We start from the raw sequence: 22,706 nt of genomic DNA on the forward strand, positions 1-22,706 counted from the left end.
GGTCATCCGCTCGGCGCCGCGGGCGCGGCCGCCCCACCGGCGGGTGGCGCCCCGGCCGGGGGTGCACCGGCCGGCGCCGGTCCGGCCGGGGGTTGGGCGCCGGGGTCGGCCGGCGCGGCCGGGTCCGGAGCCGGTGCGTTCGCCCCGGCGTCATTGTTGCCGTAGTAGACCGCCGCCGGGTCGGTGCCGTTGACGATCGAGTCGAACAGCAGCACCCCGCCCTGCATCGCGAGCATGCCGAAGAGCCCGATCACCGCGAGGACGACCCCGCCCGAGAGCACCCGCACCCGTACCGGGGTGCGGCCGAGCCTCCCCCGCCCGGTCTCCACGACCCAGGCCCGCGCGCCCAGCAGGGCGAGCAGCACGAGGCAGCTCACCCAGACCCAGATATCCAGGGCCGGATCAATCATCTCAGCCTCCCGGGGGCGGTGCGGTAGGGGTCTTGCGGAGCACGACGTCGTACCCGTTCTGGTAGGTGATCACGTACTTGCCGGACGCCACCAGCTCTTGCACGACCTGCAGCGACCAGCCAGGCGGCTGCAGGGTCTTGTGCTCGCCAGTGCCGAGGAAACGGCCTGACGCCTCCACCGAGTCGAACGTGAGCAGGACGTCCGGGTCCTCCTCGGTCACGCAGCGGATCGGGTCGTCGGCGAGCTGGGCGCAGCCCTCGATGTTCTTCCCGCCGCTGAAGGTGCCGACACCCTCGAGGGCGTACGGGCCTACGTTGATCAGCGGGATGACCGAGGAACCCGGGGGTGTGGTGGCGTAGACCTCGCGCACCATGGCCACCTCGTCGGGGTAGACGATCATGTAGGCCTCGTTGCCTCCGCGGATCAGGATGATCGACCCGAACAGCAGCGCCATCCCCACGGCGAGCACGTACTCCATCCCGCGTCGCCAACGCACGAGCGCACGCAGGGCGTCGGCACCGAGGATGGCGAGGATCGGAAGTCCGTACAGCACAATGCGGATGAACAGCTCACCGCCGTAGCTCTGCACGGCCGCCATGCCCATGGGCACCGCGGCGAGCGCGATCGGGACGAGGTCCCGCCGTCGGCGCCAGTAGACCCACGCGCCGAAGATGGCCAGCAACCACGTGCAGCCGGGCACGAGGATCCGCAGGTACTTCACCGCGACCTGGCCGGTGTCACCGGCCAGGCGATCGGCGACGCCGGCCTGGATCGCGCTGCCCGAGTCGGACGAGCCCGTGATGAGGCTCAGCTGGTTGATCCAGAACTCGCGCGAGGCGATCAGGAGCCAGACGACGACGGCGAGGATCGCGATCATGACTAGGCCACGGCCCCGGAACCGCCCCACGATCGCGAGCAGGACCAGCTGGCCAATGATCGCAAACGGGGTGAGCTGGTGCTCGGGTGCGACGGCGATGAGGCACAGCGCGGCGCAGAAGTAGATGAGCAGCAGCTGACGGGGTGGCAGGCTCGGCCGGTTCGGCGGCGTCTTCGCCGCCACGATCCAGCGCCGCCACAGCGGTAGCCGCTTGGCACCGGTATGCGGGGCGGGCCAGCCGGGTACGCCTGCTGCGTCCGTGCGCCGCGTGGCCAGCGGGCCGAGCGCGAACGTCAGGACCGTCAGCATCAGCACGATGCCGATGGCCTGCGGGGAGAAGTAGTCCTGCTCGATCCAGTTCAGGCCGAGGAACAACCACGCCGCCACCCACGGCGCCCGCGTGCCCCCGAGCATCGAACGGGCCAGCGCGTACACGCCGATCCCCCATACGCCGGCGATCACCGGCGGGAACCAGCGCAGCACCGAGTCGAGCTGGGTCACGCCGCCCGCGTCGCGGAAGAACGCCCACTGGGCGAAGAACGCGGGGTTGTAGAACCGGGCGTCGACGCCCTGCGGGAGCGTTCCGTCGCCTGCGACCGAGTCGACGAACCCGGAGATCAGCCAGGCCGTGGTGAACCTGGCGGCCGGCTCCACCACCGACGGCATCCCGAACGAGCACAGGATCAGCACCGCGGTCGCGGCGCCGAGCATCGGGATGCGCGGGCGCGGCGACCACAGCTCGACGGCACAGGCCCCGACAGCGCACAGCAGCGACGCCCAGCCCGCGGGCCCGAGCACCCGCGCGAGCCCCCAGCCGTCCAGGGCCGCCAGGTCCGTGGTGGCCGCAGCCACCGGCAGCAACGCGACGGCCGCGAGCGCGAGCAGGGGCGAGAGCCAGCGGAAGATCCCGACCGACGGCTCAGCGGGCGGCGCCGGAGGAGGTGCTTGTCGGGGGCGTGGACGGGGCCGTTGCGTAGGGAGCGCGGTGGTGGCGCCCTCGACCCGTGCTTCGGCGGCGCGCGGACCCGGCCGAACAGGCGGGCGTGCGGGCGGCGGGGCCGGGCGTGCGGGCGGGGGCTGCGGGGCACCCGGATAACGGGCGGAGCCGGCGGAGCGCCCGTCGGTAGAAGTCACGGCGAGCGCACCTCCAGGTCGGCCCGGCGCCGGGCCGGGAAGAGCAGAACGGCCGCCGCGGAGATCACCTGGGCAGCGACGTACCCGATGGCGACTGGCATGAGCGCGGAGACCCCCCCGCCGGTCACCGGGACGACGATGGCGACCAGCAGGACCAGCACCGAGCTGGTGAGCTGCAGCCGGGCGAAGCCGATGCCCCAGCCGATGGCCTGCCGCACCCCGAGCTCGTGCGCGACGACCAGCCGGAACGCCAGGCCGAGAAGCAGCAGGCGCAGCACGTTCTCGGCCGCGGCGTACTCGGCACCGAAGATCATCAGCAGCGGTCTGGCGAGAGCGGCCCCGAGTGCGAGCGCCGGCAAAAAGATGATCATGAGGCGGCGGCGGGCGGCCGCTGCCAGTTCGTTGATCCGGTGCGGCTCCCGCCCCACGCTGACCGACATCGAGTCCATGAAGTAGACGGCGGCGAGGTCGATCACCATGACCGCCTGCCACGCGATGAAGAAGACGATGCCGACCTCGGGCCCGAACCGGACGTTCACCAGCACCGGGATCTGGTTGTAGAGCAGCGAGATCGCCGCCTGCGACACCGCGGTGGGAGCCAGGAACCCGATGATGTCGGCCCGGCACGGCGTCCTGTCCGTGGTGGCGCGGGCGGTGGCCCGGCGGGACAGCACGCCGATCACCACGGTGCCGAGGGCGATCCACACGACGATCGGGGCGACCCACGACAGCACCACGCCGAACTCGCCGAGCGTGAGCACCCCGCCGAGCGCGAGGAGCAGCCCGAGGCGGACCACGGCGAATAGCCCGTTGCGCCAGGCCGTCCACCACGGCTTGCCGAGCGCGACCAGCAGGAAGTCATGGACGATGAAGACGACCCATCCGGTGCACGCGAGCCCGAACACGAGCAGGCCCAGCGCGAAGGGCCCGTCCGGCCCAGCCGCTATTGCGGCCAGTCGCGGGGTGATCAGCGCGTAGACCAGGCCGATCGCCCCGGAGAGCGGCATCATCAGCAGCAGCGAGCGCCGGACGAGCCGCGACGTGCCCTGGCCGGCGTTCGGGACCCATCGCATCAGCCCGACGCCGAGGTTGAGCTGGGACACCCCGCCGACCAGCATGAACGCCGACACCACGAGCTGGGCGTTGCCGACGTCGGCGGTGGGCATGATGCGCGCGGCGATGAGCCAGCTGATGAACCCGGCAGCGGAGCCGATCAAGGAGCTGACCGAGAGCGCGAGCCCGTCGTGCAGCCCCGTGTCGGGCCCGGGAGGCCCGGAACCCTCGGCTGCGGCGATCCGCCCGCCGTTGTGCACCGTGGCGATGCGGACGGTGTCGGGCACGACGACCGGGATCCGCACGGTCCGCGCGTTGGCCGGGTCGAACGCCTGGGTCGGTGGGTCGGCTCTCGGGTCCGGGTGGGTCCGCCCGCGGTGGTCCGGCCGCACGATCGCCGGGAGCGGGATCGGGTGCCGGTGCGTCATGCCACCGTGACCGTGCGGACGCTGGTGGTCTCCGAGCGAATCACTGCGCGACCACCGCGTGGCGGAGCAGGAACGGGATGCTCACGACGGTGATCGCATATAGCGCGAGGGCAGGTCGCCAGTACTGGGCGCTCACCATGATCTGCCCGACGAGCAGCGTGGTGGACACCCCGACACCGATCGTCAACAGCCAGACGTGGGCAGCGGGAGCCCGGCGCAGGAATCCCGCGGCAGCCCACCCCGGACCCAGGATGAGGAAGGCGGTGGTGACGACGAACCGGACCTCACCGACCACCTCGCCGGTGACGTTCATGACGCTGAGTGCGCACGCCCCGAGCCCGGCCACGACCAGCAGCAAAGCAACCGCTCGCCGCGCGACCCGCGCCCTCGTCAAAACCGCGTTCGAGGGCATGCTCACCGTCGTACTCCGTTCGTCACCGGACAGCGGGCCTGATGCAGCCCGCCGTCACTCGCAAGTGGTTCACCGGGGCACCCCGGCGTACCCGATCGGCGTCGAAGTGTAGGGGGCGTCCTGAGTCAGGACGCTTCCTCCTCCAGCGCGAGGCGCCTCGGGCCCTCGCGGCGAGGCTGCTCCGGGCCGACGACGCGAGGCTGCGGCACCGGCCGCCGCGCCACCTCGGACGCGTGGGCGCCGTTCGGGGCGGGCGAGCCGTTGGTGACGACAGCACCGTGCGGGCCGGCACCGTTGGTGACCGGAGCGCCGTTGGTGAGCGGGGAACCGTTGGTGACGGCAGCACCGTTGGCGACCGGCGCACCGTGCGAGCCGGGCGCGGGGAGCGAAGCTCCGGGGCCGGGCTCCGGCGCGGGCGGGACGATCGGGATGCCACCGGCGGGCGTGAGAGCCCGCGCCGACTCCTCGACCTGCACGCGCTCGGCGCGGTGGCGCTGCGCCCTGCGCCGCTCGGCGGCCAGGGTGCGCAGCACTCGGGTGCCGTCGGCGAACGTGCGGAGGTTGGACTGGCCGAAGATCCGCTCGCGCTCCATCGACGGGACCTCGGTGATCTTGAGCCCGGCCGCCGCGACACGGCAGTTCAGCACGGTCTCGATCTCGAAGCCGTCGCCCCAGATCATCCCCTCCGCCGGGGCGGGGAGGTTGGTCGCCGGCAGGTCGAGCACCGGGAGGATGTCGGCCCAGAAGGCGTTGTAGCCGTAGCAGAGGTCGGTGTACGAGGTGCCGAACAGCGCGTTCGCGACCCCGTTGAGGCCGGCGTTGCCGGACTTGCGCAGCAGCGTGATGTCGTCGCTGCCGCCGCCCCGGACGAAGCGGCTGCCCTTGGCGAAGTCGGCGCCCTCGATCAGCGCTCGCACGAAGGCCGGGATCTCGGCCGGGTCGGCCGAGCCGTCGGCGTCGAACATCACGATGACGTCCCCAGTGGCGGCCTCGAAGCCGCACGCCATCGCGTTGCCCTTGCCCTTGCGCGTCTGATTGATGACCCGGACCCAGGGAAGAACGCGCTGCGCAGTCTCGACCGTACCGTCGACCGAGTTGCCGTCGACGACGATGATCTCGTGGACCGCCGGTCGCACCGCGGCGATTGCCGGCAGCACCACCTCCAGATTGCGCGCCTCGTTCCGGGTCGGCACCACCACGGACACCCGCGGGTTGCCGTTCCGCTGCATCGCCGTTCTCCCCCCCACCGCGTCAGCGGTGTGTTCGCGCCGTCGGGCCCGTCGCTGCCCGTAGTCGGTGCCCAACGCAACCATCAACACTGGGCATATCTCCGTGAGACGCCATCGCGTTACGTTACAATCTTGCGACGGGTGAGTCCGTCCGGAGCAGCGTGGTTATTGCACTCGGCCGCAGCGGCCCTGCGTCCGTGGACGCACTCTACGGATCACCCGTCACGCCCGCGCACGGGGGAACCCCATCGGGTGCCACCGGACCTAGTGACGGAGGCAGGCGCGAGTAACAAGGCCGGGTGTCGGTACGGTCGGCACGTACACAGCGCGGAACCGATCGCGGTGCCGGGCCGACGAACCAGGCCGAACGAGGAGGCCCCCGAGGTGCTGCCGATTCCCAGCGTCTCCGTCTGCATCCCCGTCTACAAGGGCGAGAAGTTTCTCGCCGAGACGATCCGCAGCGTCCTCGACCAGACTTACCGCGACTTCGAGCTTGTGGTCCTGGACAACGCGAGCCCCGACGAGAGCGGCAACATCGCCCACTCCTTCGCCGAGCGCGACGCGCGCGTGCGCGTGGAGCGCAACCCGGTCACCCTGTCCCAGCCGGACAACTGGAACCGGGTGGTCGAACTCAGCCGCGCACCCCTCGTGAAGGTGGTGTGCGCCGACGACCTGCTGCACCCGCGCTGCCTCGAATACCAGGTCGCTCCCATGGATGCCGATCCCGGGCTCGCGCTCGTCGCGTCCCGCAGGCACATGATCGACGAGCAGAGCCGCGTGATCGCGCCGCGCCGCGGCCTCGCCGGGCTGACGGGCGTGCGCACCGGCGTGGAAGTGGCGCGCCGGGTCGTGCGCAACGGCTCCAACCCGATCGGCGAGTCGAACAACGTGCTGTTCCGGCGTGAGGACTTCTTCACGGTCGGCGGCTGGCGCGGCGACCGCACCTATGTCATGGACCTCGACCTGTGGCTGCGCCTGCTGCAGCTCGGAGACTTCCTGGGGCTGCCTGAAACCCTCGCGGCGTTCCGGATCGGTCGGGGCACGGTCTCGTCGGACAACTCCGCGGCGATCTACGAGCAGCAGCGGACGCTCATCGAGGAGCTCGGCGACTCGCCGTACTTCCAGGTGCGCGGTGTCGACCTGACCGTCGGCAAGCTCTTCGCCCCGGCCGGGCGCGCCCGCCGGCGCGCGCTGTTCGCGGTCTCCAAAATGTCAGCCGGGAAGTCCGACAGCGTCGCCTGAACCCGCCGCCGGACGGGGCACCCCGCGCCGTTCAGCGAAGGCCTGTCGCACATCTTTTGCGATTGCCGCTTCCCCGCGACTAGCCTTGATCCCGCCACCCGCCGGAGTGGCGGAGACGGTTTCGCGAGGGAGGCCGCATGGTCCTCGCCATGCACATGAGCGACGGGCTGGTGAACACGCCGACGGCGCTGGGGTTCGGGCTGGTCGCCGCGGTGGGGCTGGCCATCGCCGTCAGCCGCGCCCGCGCCGACCTCGACGACCGCACGGCGCCGATGGCCGGGCTCGTCACGGCGTTCGTCTTCGCCGTGCAGATGATCAACTTTCCGATCCTGCCGGGCGCGAGCGGGCACCTGCTGGGTGGGGCGCTCGTGGCGATCCTCGTCGGACCGTGGGTCGGCTCGCTGTGCATCGCCATCGTGCTCGCGGTGCAGGCGCTGCTCTTCGCCGACGGCGGCCTCACGGCCCTCGGAACGAACATCGTCAACATGGCGATCGTCGGGGTCCTGGTCGGCTGGACGGTGGCGCTGTCGTTGCGCCCGCTGGCGCGCCGCGGTCGCACCGGGCTGCTCGTCACCGCGTTCGTCGCCGCGTTCGTCAACACGGTGGTCGCCTCGCTGGCGTTCGTGCTCGAGTACGCGGTCGGCGGCACCGGCGGCGCCTCGCTCGCCACGGTGTTCACGCTGATGCTCGGGCTGCACGTGCTGATCGGGATCGGCGAGGGGGTCATCACAGCCGCCACCGTCGGCGCGGTCGCCGCGGTGCGACCCGACCTCGTGTACCTCCTGCGCGGCACGGCGGCGCCGTTGGAGATCCGCACAGCCCGCGGGAGCGCGGCGTGAACGCCCCGGTCCGGAGTAGGCGTACCGCCGTGTTCTTCCTCGGTTTCCTCGCCGTCGCCCTGCTCGTCGCAGGCGGCCTGTCCTACTTCGCCAGCTCGGCCCCCGACGGACTGGACACCGTCACCTTGCACGGCTGCGACGTCGTCAGGACCGACGCGCGTGAGCACCTCGACGGCACCTGCATCGCGCAGAACGCCGGTGACCACGCGCTCGCCGGGAGCCCCTTCGCCGACTACACGGTGGGTGGCGGGCCGAACAGCGTGGGGGCGGCCGGGGTGATCGGGGTCATCGTCACGCTCGCGGTCGCGGGCGGGCTGTTCTGGCTGCTGCGCCGCCGCGGCGGCACCGGCGACGGCGGCGACGGCGGCACCGGAGAACGCGGCACTGGAGAGATCACCGGCGACGCCCGGGGAGGCGAGCAGTAGGTGGGAGCGGGCCACTCGCATCCGCTCCACCTGCCGGGCGCCTCGCCGGTCCACCGCCTCCCGGCGGAGGTCAAGATCGTCGCGGCCTTCCTCGGCGTGCTGTGCGTCGTGGCCACGCCCCGCGAGGCGTTCCCGGTGTTCGGGGGTTATCTGCTCCTGCTCGCCGCGGTGTGGGCGGTGGCCCGCATCCCCCCGGGATGGATCCTGCGCCGGTCGGTGATCGAGGCGCCGTTCGTCGTGCTCGCGGTGCTGCTGCCCGTCACCGGCGGCGCGCCGTACGTCGAGCTCGACTGGCTGGGCCTGACCCTGTCCGAGCCCGGCCTGCTGGGCGCCTGGAACATCCTCGTCAAGGGCACCCTCGGGGTGCTCACCTCGCTCACGCTCGCCGCCACCACGCCGCTGCGCGACCTGCTGCTGGGCCTGCAGCGGCTCCACGCCCCGGCGATCGTCGTCACGATCGCCACCCTCATGCTCCGTTATGTCGACGTGATCGCCGCCGAGGCGCGGCGCATGCGCCTGGCGCGCATCTCCCGGGGGCACGACCCGCGCTTCCTGTGGCAGGCAGGGGCCACCGCGAAGGGCGTGGGGTCGCTCTTCGTCCGTTCCTACGAGCGCGGCGAGCGGGTGCACCTGGCGATGCTGTCGCGCGGCTTCACCGGCCGGATGCCACGCCTCTCCGACGCCGTGACCACCCGGCGCCACTGGCTCACCGGCCTCTCCCCCGTCGCCGTCGCGGCGGCGCTCGCCGTGACCGGCTGGGTGATCACATGAGTGCCGCGCCGGAGCCGGTGCCGGTGCCGGTGTCGGGGGCAGGCCCCGCCGCACCCCCGCCGTCGCTCGATGTCCGCGGGCTCGCCTTCGCCTACCCGGACGGCCACCAGGCGCTCTACGGGATCGACCTCAGGATCGAGCGCGGCGAGCGGGTGGCCCTGCTCGGCCCGAACGGCGCCGGCAAGACCACCCTGGTGCTGCACCTCAACGGGATCCTCACGCCCGGCCACGGCACGGTGGTCGTGGGCGGTCTCCCCGTCGCGGGCCGGCACCTCCGGGAGATCCGGCGGCGGGTCGGGATCGTCTTCCAGGACCCGGACGACCAGCTCTTCCTGCCCACGGTGGCCGAGGACGTCGCCTTCGGGCCCGCCAACTTCGGCGTCGCGGGGGAGGCGCTGCAGGCCCGCGTGCACGCGGCGCTGGCCGCCGTCGGCATGGCCGAGCACGGCGACCGCTCCCCCCTGCACCTGTCCGGCGGGCAGCGCAGGCGGGTGGCGCTCGCGACCGTGCTGGCGTGCGAGCCGGAGATCCTCGTGCTGGACGAGCCGTCGTCCAACCTCGATCCGGTGGCGCGGCGCGAGCTCGCCGAGGTGCTGCTCGGGCTGGACACCACGATGCTGATGGTCACCCACGACCTGCCCTACGCCCTGCAGCTGTGCCCGCGCAGCGTGGTGCTCGACGACGGCGTGGTGGTGGCCGACGGGCCCACCCGCGAGCTCCTGTCCGACCCCGAGCTGCTGGGCCGGCACCGCCTGGAGCTGCCGTACGGGTTCAGCCTCTCGCCCTGAGCGGCACCCACCCGCAAGGCGGCGAGTGGGTGCCGGACGCCTACTGCTGCGGCGGGGACGGGTAGCCGGGGCGCGGCGGGTCCTGTCGGTCGCCCGTGACCTGCGGGAAACCGCGCGGCGGCGTGGGCATGGCGCTCTCCGGCTGCGGACGCACCTGCGGTGCGGGCGGGTACGCCGGGCCGTTCGAGGCGCGCGGCGGGGCCGCCGGGGCGCCGTTGTCCTGCAGCGGTGGCTGCGGTCGCTGCGGTGCCGGGTGCGGGCTCGGCGGCAGGGCCACCGGCTCCACGGAGGGGGCGCCGAGAGCGGGCACCTCCTTACGGGCCTGCGCCTCGGCGTCGGCGACGACCTTCGCGATCTCCGGGTCGCCTGCGGTGTCGAACCAGCCCTTGATCGACTCGTCGTCGTCCTCCGGCTTGGCCACGACCTCCTCCACGGGGGAAGGCTCGAACCGGAACACGCCGTCCTCGCCCGGCGCGCCCAGCATGCGCGTGAAGCCCTCCAGCGCCTTGCCGAAGTCGCTCGGCACGATCCAGACCTTGTTGGCCTCGCCCTGCGCCATCTGCGGCAGCGTCTGGAGGTACTGGTAGGCCAGCAGCTCCGGCGTTGGCCGACCCGCCTTGATCGCCGCGAACACCTTCTCGATCGCCTTGGCCTGGCCCTGCGCCTGCAGGTACTTGGCCGCCCGCTCGCCCTGGGCACGCAGGATGCGGGACTGCCGTTCGGCCTCCGCCGTGAGGATGGCGGCCTGCTTGGCGCCCTCCGCCGTGAGGATCTGCGCCTGCTTCTGGCCCTCAGCGCTGCGGATGGCCGACTCCCGCTGGCCCTCGGCCGTGAGGATCGTGGCCCGCTTCTCCCGGTCGGCCTTCATCTGCCGCTCCATGGACTCCTGGATGGAGGCGGGCGGGTCGATCGCCTTGATCTCCACGCGGGCGACCCGGATGCCCCAGCGGCCGGTCGCCTCGTCCAGCTCGCCGCGCAGCACCGTGTTGATCTCATCGCGCGAGGTCAACGTGCCCTCGAGGCTCATCCCGCCGACCACGTTGCGGAGCGTCGTCGTGGTGATCTGCTCGACACCGACGATGTAGTCGGAGATCTCGTAGACCGCCGCCTTCGGGTCGGTGACCTGGTAGTAGACGACGGTGTCGATGTTCACCGTCAGGTTGTCCTGCGTGATCACCGGCTGCGGCGGGAACGAGACCACCTGCTCGCGCAGGTCGATCCGCTCGCGCACCTTGTCGATGAACGGCACCAGGAACACCAGTCCCGGGTCCGCCGTGCCCTTGAACCGCCCCAGCCGCTCGATCACCGCGGCCGTGGCCTGCGGGACGACCTGCACCGCCTTGACCAGCGATACCACGACCAGCAGCACCAGTAGCGCCACGATGACTAGCAGCACCGTGCTCTCGGCCACCGCAATCCCCTCCTCGTTCCCGACCGCCAGGTTCCAGCGGCGCGGATCATGGCGCACCACCTCGGGTGGCCGTCGTGCGGTACCGGGCCGATGCGCCTGGCTCCGGTCTACTCCTGGGACTACTCCTGGGCCACGACGAGCGCCGTTGCCCCGGAGATCGCCAGGACCGTGACCCGCTTGCCCTCCTCGATCACCTCGTGACCGTCGGACGAACGGGCCGACCACAGGTCGCCGCCGATCTTCACCCGGCCACCGCGACCGTCGACCCGGGCGATGACGACCGCCGTGGTGCCGACGAGCGCGTTGTGGTGCATGACGGAGTGGTCGATCCCCCGGTCCAGCCGCCTGCGGAGCGCGGGCCGCACGGCGAACAGCAGGAGCACCGACGCGATCGCGAACACCACGGCACCGACGATCGGCCCTCCGACGAGGAAGGACGCCACGCCGGCGGCAAGCGCACCCCCGCCGAGCATCAACAGGACGAACTCGCCGGAGAGCACCTCCGCGGCGATCAGGACGAGGCCCGCAATGAGCCAGATCACAGCGGCCGACATACGTGGAATCCTGCCACGAACACGCGCATCGGGATCGGACGGAGATCAGGTCGTCACGAAATCGATGAGCTCCTCGACCGCCCCGATGAGCGGGCTCTCCAGATCCCGGAAACTGCGCACCGCCCCGAGCACTCGACGGGCGCCGTCGGCAGGCTCCCCCCAGCCGAGCGCGCGGCACACACCGGTCTTCCAGTCGGTGCCGCGCGGCACCTCCGGCCAGGCGCGGATGCCCACGACGGACGGCTTGACCGCCTGCCACACGTCGACGAAGGGGTGTCCGGTGACGCACACGTGCGGCCCGGCCACCGCCGTGGCGGCGCGGGTCTCCTTCGTGCCCTCCACGAGGTGGTCGACGAGCACACCCAGCCGCCGCTGGGGGCCAGGGCCGAACTCGGCGACCGCGGCCACCAAGTCGTCCATCCCGTGCATCGGCTCGACCACGACCCCCTCGACCCGCAGGTCGTGGCCCCACACCCGTTCGACGAGCTCAGCGTCGTGCAGGCCCTCCACCCAGATCCGCGCGGCCCGTGCCGTGCGGGCCGTGTGGCCCTGCACCCGCACCGACCCCGACGCCGACCGCGCGGGGCCTGCCGGCGCGCGCGTCGGGACCACCAGGGTGGCGGGCGCGCCCTCGAACAGGAACGCCGCGGGCAGCAGCGGGAAGACCCGCTGGGCCCCGTGCCGGTCCTCCAGGGTCACGGCGCGGTTGTCGACCGCCACCACGGCCCCGCAGAACCCGCTCGCGGGGTCCTCCACGACCAGCCCGGGCTCGGCCGCCACCTCCGGCACCTGCTTGTGCACCCGGTGGCGGGTGCCGTCGGCACCGAAAGCTCCTCGGTAGTCGTGCGCGCGCGTCACGCCGCCGTTCTACCCGGGCCCGGGAGGCGGGCTCGGGAGCGACACGCCGTGCGGCTCCCGCCCCGGCGAAGGACATAGCGTCGACCAGCCGCGACGCACCGTATGCGGTTTCACCCCCACGCGGCAGTGCTCTCGTCCCCGGACGTGGCTAGCCTGGCCGCGTGCCCTGCCCCTCCGCCACCTTCACCGTGTGGTCATCGGCCTGGCTCGTGGGCGCGGCGGCGCCCGACGACGTGCTCGACGCCCTCGCCCCGTGGGCCGACGCGCACGACGTCCAGGCGGCCGACGCGGACACCGCCCGGCAGACCACCCTGCCCCCGCCGGGCGCTCCGGTGTCGTCGCTGACCTTCCTGCTCGCCGCCCTGCGCCGGGCCGCGGGTGCGCGCGGGGAAGCGACGCCCGCGCGGCTGGTGCTACCCGCGCCGGGCGACGTCCGCGGGCTACCCGGGCCCGGGCCGTTCAGCCGAGCGGCCATGACCGCGGGCGAGGGTGTGCTCGTCGCCGACGCGGGACTCGGCATCGTCCCCTCAGAGGTGGCCGACGGCGTCCTGCGCTGGACCGTGCACCGCGTGCCCGACCCCGGCCCGCCGCCGGAGTTCGTGGCGCTCGGCCAGGCCGAGCGCGACCTGCGCGACCAGGTGCGGCAGGCCACCTCGGTGCTCACCTCGCTCGGGGTCGCGCGGCACCGTCCCGGTGTGCGCGAGGAGATCGCGGCGGCGCTGCGCGCCCGCCCGCGGTCGCTGTGGCCCGACGGGATGCCGCCGCAGGCGCTGCGCGTGCTCCAGCAGGCCGACGAGGTCGAGGCCATCCTCGCCGCCGCCCGCGTCGACGAGCCTGGGGGCGCGCTCTCCGCGTCGGCCGCCACAGCGCGCCACGAGGCCCTGCGCCCGATCGAGACCGCCGTCCGGGTGGCGCGCCGCGCGGCGGTGGCCGAGGCGGTGCGGGTACTGGCGAGCAGCCCCCTGGTCTGACCGGGGCTCATCCGCCCTCGCGCGGCGCGAGCCCGTGCTCGTAGGCGTAGATGACAGCGTGCACACGGGTGCGCAGCCCGAGCTTGGCCAGGATCCGCGCCACGTGCGTCTTGGCCGTGCCCTCCTCGATCCAGAGCGCCTCGGCGATCTCGGCGTTGCTGCGGCCCCTGGCGATCTCGGTGAGGACCTCGCGCTCGCGGGCCGTGAGCCGGGCCAGCGCCGGTCCGGCCGGTCGGGGGCTGAGCGCCGCGAACCGCCGCGCGAGCCGGGGCGCCACCTTCGGGTCGATGACGCCGTGGCCCGACGCCGCCGCCCGCACCGCTTCCACGAGCAGCCGCGGCTCGGCGTCCTTCAGCACGAACCCGACCGCACCGGCCTGCAGCGCCCCGAACACGTACTCGTCCAGGTCGAATGTCGTCATCGCGACGACGGTGGGCCGGTGCGGCGCCGCGGGGTCAGTGAGCTCTCGGATGGCGGCGATCCCGTCCTTCCGGGGCATCCGGATGTCGATGACGACGATGTCCGGGCGCTGCAGGCGGGCCGCGTGCACGGCGTCAGCTCCGTTCGCTGCTTCGCCCACCACCTCGAAGCCTGGCTCGGCATCGAGGACGAGCCGCAGCGCCGACCGCACCGCGGCCTGGTCGTCGACCACGAGCACGCGGACGGTCACGGGACGGCCGACCCGGTCGGAAGGACGGCCTCGACCGTCCAACCGTGCGGTTCCCGCGCGGTGAGCTGCAGGGTGCCACCGAGCGCGTGCGCGCGCTCGCGCATGCCGCGGATCCCGTGCCCCTCGGCCGCGGCGTCCGGCGAGCAGGAGCGCCCGTCGTCCTCCACAGCGATCGCCAGGGCCGACGGCGCCCGCCCGATCCGCACGCGGACCTCGGTGGCACCGGCGTGCCGGACAGCGTTGGTGACGGCCTCCTGGAGAACGCGGTAGCCCCCGCGCCCGACGGCGGCCGGCAGCGGGACATCCGTGTCGTTGTCGGTGAGCGCGACGGGGCACGCGCCAGTGCCGAGCCGCTGCACCAGCGCGCGGACGCCTGCGCGGTCGGCCAGGGTCGGCCCCCTCCCCTCGCGCAGCTCGTCCAGCAGCGACCGGACGTCCGCGAGCGCGCTGGCGGCGAGGCCGTCGATGGTGGCGAGGGCGGCGCCGGCGACCGGCGGCACGTCCTCGGCTCGCAGCACGTGCCGCGCGGCGCCCGCCTGCATCCGGATCGCGGTGAGGTGGTGGCCGACGGCGTCGTGCACCTCCCGGGCCACCCGGGCGTGTTCCTCGGCGATCTCCCGGGCCGCCTCCACCTGCTGCAGCCGGACCGACTGGCGGGCGTGTTCGCGGCTCACGCGCAGGGCGGTCCCCACCGCCACCGGCGCGATCCCGGTGACGACGGCCTCGCCGAACGCGGCCACGCCGTCGGGGTGGGTGGCCACGAACAGGAGCACCAGCAGCCATCCGATCGACGCCGCCAGCATCAGCAGCGGGCGGGCCACCCGGTATGCGGCGGCGCAGAAGGCCGCCATCGCGACGAGGCGGCCCGACCACTCCGGGATGCCCGCCCCGCAGAGCACGACGGCAGCCGACGCGAGGGCGGCCGGGAAGGGGAACCGCCGGACGAGCACCAGCGGCGCCGCCGCGCCGGCGCTGAGCAGCGCGAGCAGGGCCGTCGATGCGGAGGCACCCTCCAGCAGGGCAGCGGCCACCAGGGCCGCTGAGGTGGCGACGGCGAGCACCGCGTCCCGCGCGAGCGGCGCCAGCCGCAGCCACGCGCTGACCGGGCCGGGCGTGCGGATCACGCCTCGTTCCTACCCGACCCGGCGACCGTCACGACCCCGACGCCGCGCAGGTCACCTCCGGCGGTGGCAGCTCGCCCGTGACGAGGTAGTGGTGCGCGTGCTCGCGGACGCACGGGTTCCCGGTCAGGTACACCGCGTGCCCGCCGTCGGCATCGAGGTAGCGGGCACCGGGGAGTTGGTCGACGAGCCGGCGCCCGAACTCCGGCGGGGTGGCGGAGTCGTCGTCGCCGTTCACGACCAGCACCGGCGGGAGGCCCGGCGCGCTGATCGGGCGCGGCGGGAACGTCCCAGTGGGCAGACCTGCGCACCGCGCCTGGAAGTTCCACGGTTCCGTCCAGCCCAGGCGCGGGGCGACCGCCCGCAACTGCTCCGCGAGCCGCTCCACGCGGTCGTGGTCGATCGACTCGAGCAGATCGGCGCAGGTCGCGAGGCCCATCAACGCCCCGCCGGGTACGTCGGGCGTCGAGGGCGGCGGGGTCGGTGCGAACGCGGTGGCGTCGCCCCGGTCTGCCGCCGCGAGTGCCGTGGCCAGCTCCGGCCACGCCCTCTCCCGGCGCACCCTCGCCGCCACCGACCCGAGGAGCCCCGGTGCGTCCACGCTCGTGCCAGCCCCGGGCGCCGGGATCGGTGCCCGCTCCGCAGCGGCGACGACCCGGTCCCACACCGCCAGCGCGTCCTGCCCGTGCAGCGCGCAGCTCGGCTCCCGCCCGCACCAGCCCGCGAAGCCGTGCAGGTTCGCCTCGAGCGCCTCGGCCTTCGGCGCCACCATCTCGTAAAGGTCGGCCGTGGTGTGGTCGGCGACGCTGTCGAGGTACATCCGCCTGACGTTTCCCGGGAACAGCTCGGCGTAGGCCTGCCCGTACACCGTGCCGTAGGAGTTGCCGAAGTAGTCGAGCCGCTCCTCGCCCATGGCGGCGCGGACGGCGTCCATGTCGTGGGCCACCTGCCACGCGTCGAGCGTTCCCGCCAGGGCGCCGAGTGCCAGGGCGCAGTCCCGCGCGAACCGCTGCTGCGCCGCGACGTACTGCGCGAATGCAGCGCGGTCCGGCGGCGCTGCCACCAGCGGCCCGGGCGGGTCCGTGGAGCAGGTGACCCCGCTGCTCTCCCCCATCCCGCGCGGGTCGAACACCACGACGTCGAACCACTGCCGCAACTCGGCGAGCTGGACCGCCAGCCGCGGCAGCCCGAAAAGGACCGGGTTCGGGCCACCGGGGTTCACCAGCAGCGTCCCGATCCGCCGGGCCCGGTCCTGCGCCGGGAGCCGGCCCAGACCGATCGTGATCCGCTCCGCGTCGTCGGGGCGGCGCCAGTCCGCGGGGACCGTCACCGACCCGCATTCCAGCCCGTCGAAGCAGGGCTGCCAGGCGACCGCCTGCGCGGTCACCGCCGCGGCCGTGACGGAGGACGGGGAGTCCGGGGGGCCGGCACAGGCGCTCGCCGCAGCGAGCCCGGCGAGCAGCACACCGACGGCGCGCGCCCGTCTCGTGATCTTCCTCTTCTGCACCCGCCCAGGCTGGCCGCGCCTGCGTTCGGAGTCGTCTGCCTTCCGGCAGATGTTTCCTCGTCCTGCCAGTGTCCCGAGTCGGAGGTTCGGTGCGTATCTCGGCGGACTTTTCGACTCGGGACACTAAGCGGCGCACCACTGTTCCAGCAGCTCCCGGTACACAGCCGTGGCCTGCTCCACGCGTCCCGCGAGGCAGTACTCGTCCACGACGTGACACTGCGCGGGCTCGCCGGGTCCGAGGACGACTGACGGAGCCGCGGTGCGGCCCTCACCCAGCAGGCCCGCGAGCACCGACGCGTCGGTGAAGAACCGGGCGGGCGGCCCGGCCCGGTCGTCGAGGCCACTGGCGGCCAGCGCCGACCGCACGAGCCCGACGAACGGGTCGACGGCGGAGGTGTCGAGCGGCGGCAGCACGACGTGGTCGGCCACCTCCACCCCCTCGCCCGCGAGCACACCCACCTGCGCGCGCAGCTGTGCCCCCGCCACCCCCGGCACCGTGCGCACGTCGAGCAGCAGCTCGGCGGTGTCCGGCACGACGTTGGGCGCCACGCCACCGCGCAGCACGCCGACGTTCGCCGTGACCGGCCCGAACCGGTCGTGGCGCGGCCAGCCCTGGTGGTCGTGCAGCGCGACCGCGGCGCGGGCCAGCCGGACGGCGGCGTTGTCGCCCAGCTCGGGCGCCGAACCGTGAGCGGCGCGGCCGGTGGCGGTCAGCCGCATCCAGTGGGCGCCCTTGTGCCCGAGCAGCAGCTCGTTCGCGGTCGGTTCGGCGACGACGAGCGGGCCGCCGGTGGCGAGCGCGGCGCGGGCGGCGGCGTCGAGCCCGAGCAGGCCGGTGCACCCGGTCTCCTCACCCGCGGTGAGCACGACCTGCACTCCCCGGCAGGTGTGCGGGCGGGCCATGTGCTCCACCGTCGCGACGACCGCGGCGGCCACGCCCGACTTCATGTCGCTCGTGCCGCGCCCGACCATCTTGTCGCCGTCGCGTTCCGCCCCGTAAGGGTCGGCCGACCAGGCGTCCGCGTCGACCGGAACCGTGTCGAGGTGCCCGGTGAACGTCAGCGGCGGCCCCTCGCCGTCCCCGGCGCGGGCCACGAGCTGCTCGCGCCCCGGCGACCAGTCGAGCAGCCGGGTGCCCAGCCCCGCCTCCTCCAGGAGGGCAGCGCAGTGCCGGGCGGCGGTGCCCTCCCCACCGCCCACCGTCCGCAGCCGGACCAGGTCGGTCAGGACGTCGAGGGACCTCGCGGTCAACGCAGCACCGTGCCCTTCGTCTCAGGCAGCGTGAGGATCACCAGAAACGCGACGGCAGCGCCTGCGGCTACGTACCAGAAGAACGCCTCACCCAGCCCTGCCTCGCCGAGCGCCTGGATCACCAGCGGAGCGGTGCCGCCGAACGTCGCGACCGTGAGGTTGTACCAGGCGCCGATCCCCAGCCCGCGCAGCTCCGTGGGGAACAGCTCGCTCATGATCGCCGGCGCGATCGAGGTCATCAGCGTGTAGAGCCCGAGCCCGACGCAGAACACCACGAGAAGGTTACCGAGCCCGGGCCGGATCAGCGTCGACAGCGGGACGATGAGCACTGCGATCGCGGCCGCCCACACCAGGAGCTGCGGCTTGCGCCCGTACCGGTCCGACAGGGCGCCCATCGGGTACTGCAGCGCCACGAACAGCGCGGTGCCGACGGACAGCGCGACGAACACCTCGTTGGGGTCGACGCCGCGCGTCCGGGTGGCGAACGGGGTGAGCGCGGAGAAGAACGTGTAGTAGCAGAGCGTGGAGAGCAGCGTGAACCCGATCAGCTGCCCGACGGCCTTCGGGTGCTCGCGCACCGTTGTGAGCAGCGGGTGGCGCAGCTCCTGGGCCTTGGCCTTGTTCTGCTCGAACTGGTCGGTCTCGGGCATCGCCCGCCGCAGCCACAGCCCGACGAGGCCGAGGACGCCGCCGAGCAGGAACGGGATGCGCCAGCCGAAGGCGGCCAGCTGGTCCTTGGTGAGGACCGCGGTGAGCAGCGCGCCCAGCAGCGAGGCGATGAGCACCGCGGCGCCCGTCGAGATGTAGAAGAACGAGGAGTAGCGGCCGCGCCGGTCGGCGGGGGCGATCTCGGCCAGGTACGCCGAGGCGTTGGAGACCTCCCCGCCGAGCGACATCCCCTGCGCGATCCGCGCGAGCAGCAGCAGGATCGGCGCCAGCCAGCCGACCATCGAGAAGGTCGGCAGGATCCCGATCACGAATGACCCGCCCGCCATCAGCAGGATCGTCACGAGCATGGCCGTCCGCCTGCCGTGCAGATCGGCGAAGCGGCCCAGCAGCCACCCGCCAAGAGGCCGGAAGAAGAACGCGACCGCGTACGTCGCCAGCGTGCTGATCAGCGCCAGCGTCTCGTTCTCTGCCGAGAAGATCTGGGTGGCGAAGAAGATGCTGAACGTCGCGTAGATCGTCCAGTCGTACCACTCGATCGCGTTGCCGATCGACGCCGCGACCAGGGTCCGGACGGGGAGCCGGTGCCGTTCAGTGGGCTCTGCTGACGTCACGGACGGTTCGGACATGGCGCTCCCCGGGGTGACAGAGGTGACGGAAGATCAGCAGAGGTTAGGCCACCTGGCCGATGATCGACACCTGTGACGGGGAAGATCGGCAGCGAGCTGCGACTCCCAGCGTGATGCGCCCGGCTTGGGTGCTGCGCCGCCGCCTGCTGCTGTGCCTGTTCGCGCTGGGCACGAACATGGGCATCCGGCAGATGGCCGCCACCGAGGAGCACGAGGAGGACGAGGGCGCGCTGCGCCGCGCCCGCGCCTCCCACGTCACCCGTGACAACCTGCGTCGGGCCATCGTCCGGGTAACGCCTGGGCCTCGATGTGAGGGCCGCGTAGCCGCACTCGCGAACGACCGCCCAGCGGCAAGAGCGGACGTTGAGAAACATGACGACAATTGCCCGTCGACAAACGATGTGTTGGGCAAGGCCCAATGGGCGATCGGGAACATCAACGGTCAGCGGACAAGAATTGAGACATCCATCCTGTTGCACGACGCGGCATTTCATGGCCTGCGCCGGTGGAGTTGGCCCACTGTCGGCGCTGTGACCTGCGGTGGGCCACCTTCGGTGGTAGAACGAGTGCGCGACTTCGCCGGTGAAGGTGGCCCGCTCGCGCCTCCCTGTTGCGCGAACCGGAATTTCGTGTCCTCGGTGGCTGGCCGATAGCTTCGGATTCATGGAGTGGAGCTTTCAGACGGCCGAAGAGCTCGTTACCGCGTTGCGCGCCGGCGCGGTGACATCGGTGGAACTGACCGACGAGGCGATCGCCCGTATCGAGCGCGACGACGAGGTGATCAACGCGATCTGCGTGCCGGACTTCGACCGTGCGCGGGCCGCTGCACACCGTGCCGACCAGGCACGCGCCCGCGGCGAAGACCGGCCGCTGCTCGGCATTCCGGTGACGGTCAAGGAGTCGTACAACATCGCCGGGCTGCCCACGACCTGGGGCATGCCGCCGCACCGGAACTATATGCCGGCCGAGGACGCGGTACAGGTGTCGCGACTCAAGGCCGCGGGCGCGGTGGTGCTCGGCAAGACCAATGTGCCGTTGGGGCTGCAAGATATACAGAGCTTCAACGAGATCTACGGCACCACCAACAACCCGTGGGAGCACAGTCGCACGCCGGGCGGGTCCTCCGGCGGGTCAGCGGCTGCCTTGGCGTCCGGGTTTGGCGCGCTGTCCATCGGCTCCGACATCGCCGGCTCGCTGCGCACCCCCGCGCATTTCTGCGGCGTCTACGCGCACAAGCCGACACTCGGGCTGGCGGCCAACCGCGGCATGGTCCCGCCGCCGGCGCCGGCATTGCCGGCCGACCTCGACCTCGCCGTCGTCGGTCCGATGGCTCGCACCGCCCGCGACCTCACACTCCTGCTCGACGTCATGGCCGGACCGGATCCGCTGACGCTCGGCGTCGCGTACGACTTGACGCTGCCGGCCGCGCGCCACGAGCGGCTCCGCGACTTCCGGGTCTTGGTCCTCGACGAGCATCCGCTCATTCCGACCGGCTCCGCCGTGCGGGCGGGCGTGAACCGGGTGGCCGAGGCTCTTGCCGGCGGCGGAGCCCGAGTCGAACGGCACAGTCGGCTGCTGCCCGACCTGGCCGAGGCCGCGCGCCTCTACATGCAGTTGCTGGTTTCGGGCTCTGTCGCGCGTTTTCCCATCGAATCGCACGAGCAGCTGCGGACCCGCGCCGCCGGACTGAGCGCGGACGACCAGAGTCTTGACGCGGCGCGGCTGCGCGCCATGGTGTTCAGCCACCGCGACTGGATTGAGGCGAACAACCGTCGCGAACTCCACCGCCACGGCTGGCGGCAGCTGTTCGCCGAGTTCGACGCCGTGGTGTGTCCGATCACGCCGACGCCCGCGTTCCCGCACGACCACAACCCCAATCCGTTGGAACGGCGCATCGACATCGACGGCGTCGAGTACCCGTACTTCGACCAGCTCGTCTGGGCCGGCCTGGCCACCATGCCCGGCCTACCCGCCACCGCTATACCCGCGGGCCGGTCCCCCGAGGGCCTGCCGGTCGGAGTGCAGCTCATCGGTCCGATGTTCGAGGACCGCACCCCGCTGCGGCTGGCCGAACTGCTCGAGCACAAGACCGGCGGCTTCCAGGCCCCGAAGGAAGGCGCACTGGCCAGCTGGCCGGGACACGGCAGGGACGGGCGTTAAGGGCATAGGGATTGGAGCGCAGCCGGTCGCCCCTGCAGCCCGAGGTTCCCGGCCTGATCCGGGCCGTACCGCTCGACGTCACGGACGCCGACGGGCTCGCGGCGCTCGCCGCCGACGTCGAGGCCATCGAAGGGCACGTCGACGTTCTGGTGAACAACGCCGCCATCCACTACGACACCTGGCAGGACTCGGCCGCCGCGGACCTCCGCGTCGTCCGCGAAGCGCTCGAGACCAACGTGCTCGGCGCCTGGCAGACCGTCCTCGCGCTCCTGCCGCTGCTGCGCCGCAGCGCGCACCCGCGGATCGTGATGGTGAGCAGCGAGGGCGGCTCGCTCGCGTCCATGGGTGGTGGTGGCGCGCCCGCCTACCACGTCAGCAAGGCCGCGCTGAACGCTCTGACCAGGACGATGGCCGGCGACCTGCGCCGCGACGGCATCCTCGTGAACGCGGTCTGCCCCGGCTGGGTGGCCACCGACATGGGCGGTCCGGGCGGGCGTCCGGTTAACGCCGGGGCGGCGAGCATCATGTACGCCGTCGACCTCCCCGACGACGGGCCCACCAGCACCTTCACCCGCGACGGCCGCCCCGTTCCCTGGTAGGCCCCGGGGTCCGCGCCGACGGTGGAGCCCCTTCCGCTCCACCGTCGTGACGGACCGGTTCACCCTGGCACCGGTGGCCGCGGGGCGCGTCGTACGTGGGGGCGACATCCCTGCTACTCCCGCGGAGGTAGCCGGTCGTCCGGCGCAGCGGCGTCCGTGGGTGGGCGCACGGCCGCCGCCACCAGCTCCCGCAGCTCCGCCACCCCGCGCTCCCGCAGCTCCGCCACCTCGCTGCGCGCCCGCGCGACCTCCGCGGCCAGCCGCTCCCGTTCCGCATCGGCCCGGACGCGCAGCGCGGCCTCGGCGTCGGCGCGCTCACGAGCGGATGCCAGCGCGTGCTCCGCACGCAGCCGCGCCTCCCGCTCACCTGCGAGGGCATCCGCATCGGCCCTGGCCTGCGTGCGGGCGTCGTCGCGGGCGGCGGTGGCCGCGGCCAGCTCCGCCCGCAGGCCCGCCAGCCCAGCACGCAGCTGGTCGTTCTCCGCCCGCCACTCCGCAGCGCGCGCATGGGCGGCTGCTCGTTCGGCGTCGGAGCGGCCGGCCAGCACAGCCGCCTCCTGCGCCGTCCGGCCCGCCGCTGCCGCCTGCTCCCTGGCCTCCTGGGCGGCGGTGATCGCCTGCTCGGCCTGCTGCCGGGCGGCGCCGAGCGCCTCGGTGGCCTCCAGCGCCTGCCGGGCCGCCGCCGTGGCCCGCGCCAGAAG

General features: G+C 73.0%; 22 protein-coding genes and 1 pseudogene. 9 read left to right on the plus strand and 14 right to left on the minus strand.

Annotated features, from left to right (window positions below):
• Positions 1-2 precede the first annotated feature (2 nt).
• From ABD143_RS11910 to ABD143_RS11930, 5 genes are all read right to left on the minus strand, one after another.
• Complete coding sequence (locus tag ABD143_RS11910) at positions 3-410, minus strand: hypothetical protein (RefSeq protein WP_343975746.1); 408 nt, start codon at positions 408-410, stop codon at positions 3-5.
• A gap of 1 nt (position 411) precedes the next feature.
• On the minus strand, positions 412-2,421 hold the full coding sequence (locus tag ABD143_RS11915; RefSeq protein ID WP_343975749.1) for a hypothetical protein: 2,010 nt from the start codon (positions 2,419-2,421) through the stop codon (positions 412-414).
• A complete protein-coding gene (locus tag ABD143_RS11920; RefSeq protein WP_343975752.1) occupies positions 2,418-3,902 on the minus strand; it encodes a lipopolysaccharide biosynthesis protein in 1,485 nt (494 codons plus the stop codon). Before ABD143_RS11920 ends, ABD143_RS11915 begins: the two co-directional genes overlap by 4 nt.
• Before the next feature lie 40 nt (positions 3,903-3,942).
• On the minus strand, positions 3,943-4,320 hold the full coding sequence (locus tag ABD143_RS11925) for a hypothetical protein (RefSeq protein WP_343975755.1): 378 nt from the start codon (positions 4,318-4,320) through the stop codon (positions 3,943-3,945).
• 119 nt (positions 4,321-4,439) lie between these two features.
• The gene (locus ABD143_RS11930) at positions 4,440-5,543 is read right to left on the minus strand and encodes a glycosyltransferase family 2 protein (protein ID WP_343975758.1); all 1,104 of its coding nucleotides are present in this window, start codon (positions 5,541-5,543) and stop codon (positions 4,440-4,442) included.
• A 384-nt stretch (positions 5,544-5,927) separates the two neighbouring features.
• On the opposite strand from ABD143_RS11930, the gene ABD143_RS11935 reads away from it, so the two are divergent.
• The 5 genes from ABD143_RS11935 (at position 5,928) to ABD143_RS11955 (ending at position 9,608) form a co-directional block, all read left to right on the plus strand.
• Complete coding sequence (locus ABD143_RS11935; RefSeq protein ID WP_343975761.1) at positions 5,928-6,785, plus strand: glycosyltransferase family 2 protein; 858 nt, start codon at positions 5,928-5,930, stop codon at positions 6,783-6,785.
• 137 nt (positions 6,786-6,922) lie between these two features.
• Entirely contained in the window at positions 6,923-7,624 is a 702-nt protein-coding gene (locus tag ABD143_RS11940) for an energy-coupling factor ABC transporter permease (protein ID WP_343975764.1), read from the plus strand.
• Entirely contained in the window at positions 7,621-8,049 is a 429-nt protein-coding gene (locus tag ABD143_RS11945; RefSeq protein WP_343975767.1) for a PDGLE domain-containing protein, read from the plus strand. Before ABD143_RS11940 ends, ABD143_RS11945 begins: the two co-directional genes overlap by 4 nt.
• The gene (gene cbiQ / locus ABD143_RS11950) at positions 8,050-8,820 is read left to right on the plus strand and encodes a cobalt ECF transporter T component CbiQ (protein ID WP_343975770.1); all 771 of its coding nucleotides are present in this window, start codon (positions 8,050-8,052) and stop codon (positions 8,818-8,820) included.
• A complete protein-coding gene (locus tag ABD143_RS11955; protein WP_343975773.1) occupies positions 8,817-9,608 on the plus strand; it encodes an energy-coupling factor ABC transporter ATP-binding protein in 792 nt (263 codons plus the stop codon). Before cbiQ ends, ABD143_RS11955 begins: the two co-directional genes overlap by 4 nt.
• Before the next feature lie 40 nt (positions 9,609-9,648).
• Here ABD143_RS11955 and ABD143_RS11960 read toward each other — a convergent pair whose 3' ends face one another.
• From ABD143_RS11960 to ABD143_RS11970, 3 genes are all read right to left on the minus strand, one after another.
• Positions 9,649-11,004, minus strand: a complete 1,356-nt coding sequence (locus ABD143_RS11960; protein WP_343977328.1) for an SPFH domain-containing protein — start codon at positions 11,002-11,004, stop codon at positions 9,649-9,651.
• Between the two features lie 134 nt (positions 11,005-11,138).
• On the minus strand, positions 11,139-11,573 hold the full coding sequence (locus tag ABD143_RS11965; RefSeq protein WP_343975776.1) for an NfeD family protein: 435 nt from the start codon (positions 11,571-11,573) through the stop codon (positions 11,139-11,141).
• Between the two features lie 45 nt (positions 11,574-11,618).
• Positions 11,619-12,431 carry a DUF3097 domain-containing protein gene (locus tag ABD143_RS11970; protein WP_379659730.1) on the minus strand — a complete coding sequence of 271 codons (813 nt, stop codon included), beginning with the start codon at positions 12,429-12,431 and terminating at the stop codon, positions 11,619-11,621.
• Positions 12,432-12,592: 161 nt separating this feature from the next.
• Between ABD143_RS11970 and ABD143_RS11975 the strand changes: the two genes are divergently transcribed.
• A complete protein-coding gene (locus ABD143_RS11975; protein ID WP_343975779.1) occupies positions 12,593-13,402 on the plus strand; it encodes a hypothetical protein in 810 nt (269 codons plus the stop codon).
• Between the two features lie 7 nt (positions 13,403-13,409).
• Here ABD143_RS11975 and ABD143_RS11980 read toward each other — a convergent pair whose 3' ends face one another.
• The 5 genes from ABD143_RS11980 to ABD143_RS12000 form a co-directional block, all read right to left on the minus strand.
• Positions 13,410-14,072, minus strand: a complete 663-nt coding sequence (locus ABD143_RS11980) for a response regulator (RefSeq protein ID WP_343975782.1) — start codon at positions 14,070-14,072, stop codon at positions 13,410-13,412.
• On the minus strand, positions 14,069-15,196 hold the full coding sequence (locus ABD143_RS11985) for a sensor histidine kinase (RefSeq protein WP_343975785.1): 1,128 nt from the start codon (positions 15,194-15,196) through the stop codon (positions 14,069-14,071). Before ABD143_RS11985 ends, ABD143_RS11980 begins: the two co-directional genes overlap by 4 nt.
• Positions 15,197-15,224: 28 nt before the next feature.
• The gene (locus ABD143_RS11990) at positions 15,225-16,700 is read right to left on the minus strand and encodes an alpha/beta hydrolase (protein ID WP_343975788.1); all 1,476 of its coding nucleotides are present in this window, start codon (positions 16,698-16,700) and stop codon (positions 15,225-15,227) included.
• Positions 16,701-16,823: 123 nt separating this feature from the next.
• Positions 16,824-17,951, minus strand: a complete 1,128-nt coding sequence (locus ABD143_RS11995) for a M20/M25/M40 family metallo-hydrolase (RefSeq protein ID WP_343975791.1) — start codon at positions 17,949-17,951, stop codon at positions 16,824-16,826.
• Complete coding sequence (locus ABD143_RS12000; RefSeq protein WP_343975794.1) at positions 17,948-19,246, minus strand: MFS transporter; 1,299 nt, start codon at positions 19,244-19,246, stop codon at positions 17,948-17,950. Before ABD143_RS12000 ends, ABD143_RS11995 begins: the two co-directional genes overlap by 4 nt.
• Before the next feature lie 59 nt (positions 19,247-19,305).
• Between ABD143_RS12000 and ABD143_RS12005 the strand changes: the two genes are divergently transcribed.
• Genes ABD143_RS12005 through ABD143_RS12015 form a run of 3 tightly spaced genes read left to right on the plus strand, consistent with a single transcriptional unit; the run spans position 19,306 to position 22,005 of the window.
• A complete protein-coding gene (locus ABD143_RS12005) occupies positions 19,306-19,899 on the plus strand; it encodes a Tn3 family transposase (protein WP_343975797.1) in 594 nt (197 codons plus the stop codon).
• Between the two features lie 10 nt (positions 19,900-19,909).
• The gene (locus ABD143_RS12010; RefSeq protein ID WP_343977332.1) at positions 19,910-21,406 is read left to right on the plus strand and encodes an amidase; all 1,497 of its coding nucleotides are present in this window, start codon (positions 19,910-19,912) and stop codon (positions 21,404-21,406) included.
• Positions 21,407-21,417: 11 nt separating this feature from the next.
• On the plus strand, positions 21,418-22,005 hold the full coding sequence (locus tag ABD143_RS12015; RefSeq protein ID WP_343975800.1) for an SDR family NAD(P)-dependent oxidoreductase: 588 nt from the start codon (positions 21,418-21,420) through the stop codon (positions 22,003-22,005).
• Between the two features lie 113 nt (positions 22,006-22,118).
• On the opposite strand, the pseudogene ABD143_RS12020 reads toward ABD143_RS12015, so the two are convergent.
• A pseudogene (locus tag ABD143_RS12020) lies at positions 22,119-22,706 on the minus strand (hypothetical protein); the annotation flags it as partial.

It is taken from the genome of Pseudonocardia aurantiaca (genome assembly GCF_039526725.1).
GTDB classification, from domain to species: Bacteria; Actinomycetota; Actinomycetes; order Mycobacteriales; family Pseudonocardiaceae; genus Pseudonocardia; species Pseudonocardia aurantiaca.

Coding starts and splice junctions, on each gene's coding strand:
- ABD143_RS11910 (WP_343975746.1), bottom strand. CDS start 410: ATGATTGATCCGGCCCTGGATATCTGGGTCTGGGTGAGCTGCCTCGTG.
- ABD143_RS11920 (WP_343975752.1), bottom strand. CDS start 3,902: ATGACGCACCGGCACCCGATCCCGCTCCCGGCGATCGTGCGGCCGGAC.
- ABD143_RS11930 (WP_343975758.1), bottom strand. CDS start 5,543: ATGCAGCGGAACGGCAACCCGCGGGTGTCCGTGGTGGTGCCGACCCGG.
- ABD143_RS11940 (WP_343975764.1), top strand. CDS start 6,923: ATGGTCCTCGCCATGCACATGAGCGACGGGCTGGTGAACACGCCGACG.
- ABD143_RS11955 (WP_343975773.1), top strand. CDS start 8,817: ATGAGTGCCGCGCCGGAGCCGGTGCCGGTGCCGGTGTCGGGGGCAGGC.
- ABD143_RS11965 (WP_343975776.1), bottom strand. CDS start 11,573: ATGTCGGCCGCTGTGATCTGGCTCATTGCGGGCCTCGTCCTGATCGCC.
- ABD143_RS12000 (WP_343975794.1), bottom strand. CDS start 19,246: ATGTCCGAACCGTCCGTGACGTCAGCAGAGCCCACTGAACGGCACCGG.
- ABD143_RS12005 (WP_343975797.1), top strand. CDS start 19,306: ATGATCGACACCTGTGACGGGGAAGATCGGCAGCGAGCTGCGACTCCC.
- ABD143_RS12010 (WP_343977332.1), top strand. CDS start 19,910: ATGGAGTGGAGCTTTCAGACGGCCGAAGAGCTCGTTACCGCGTTGCGC.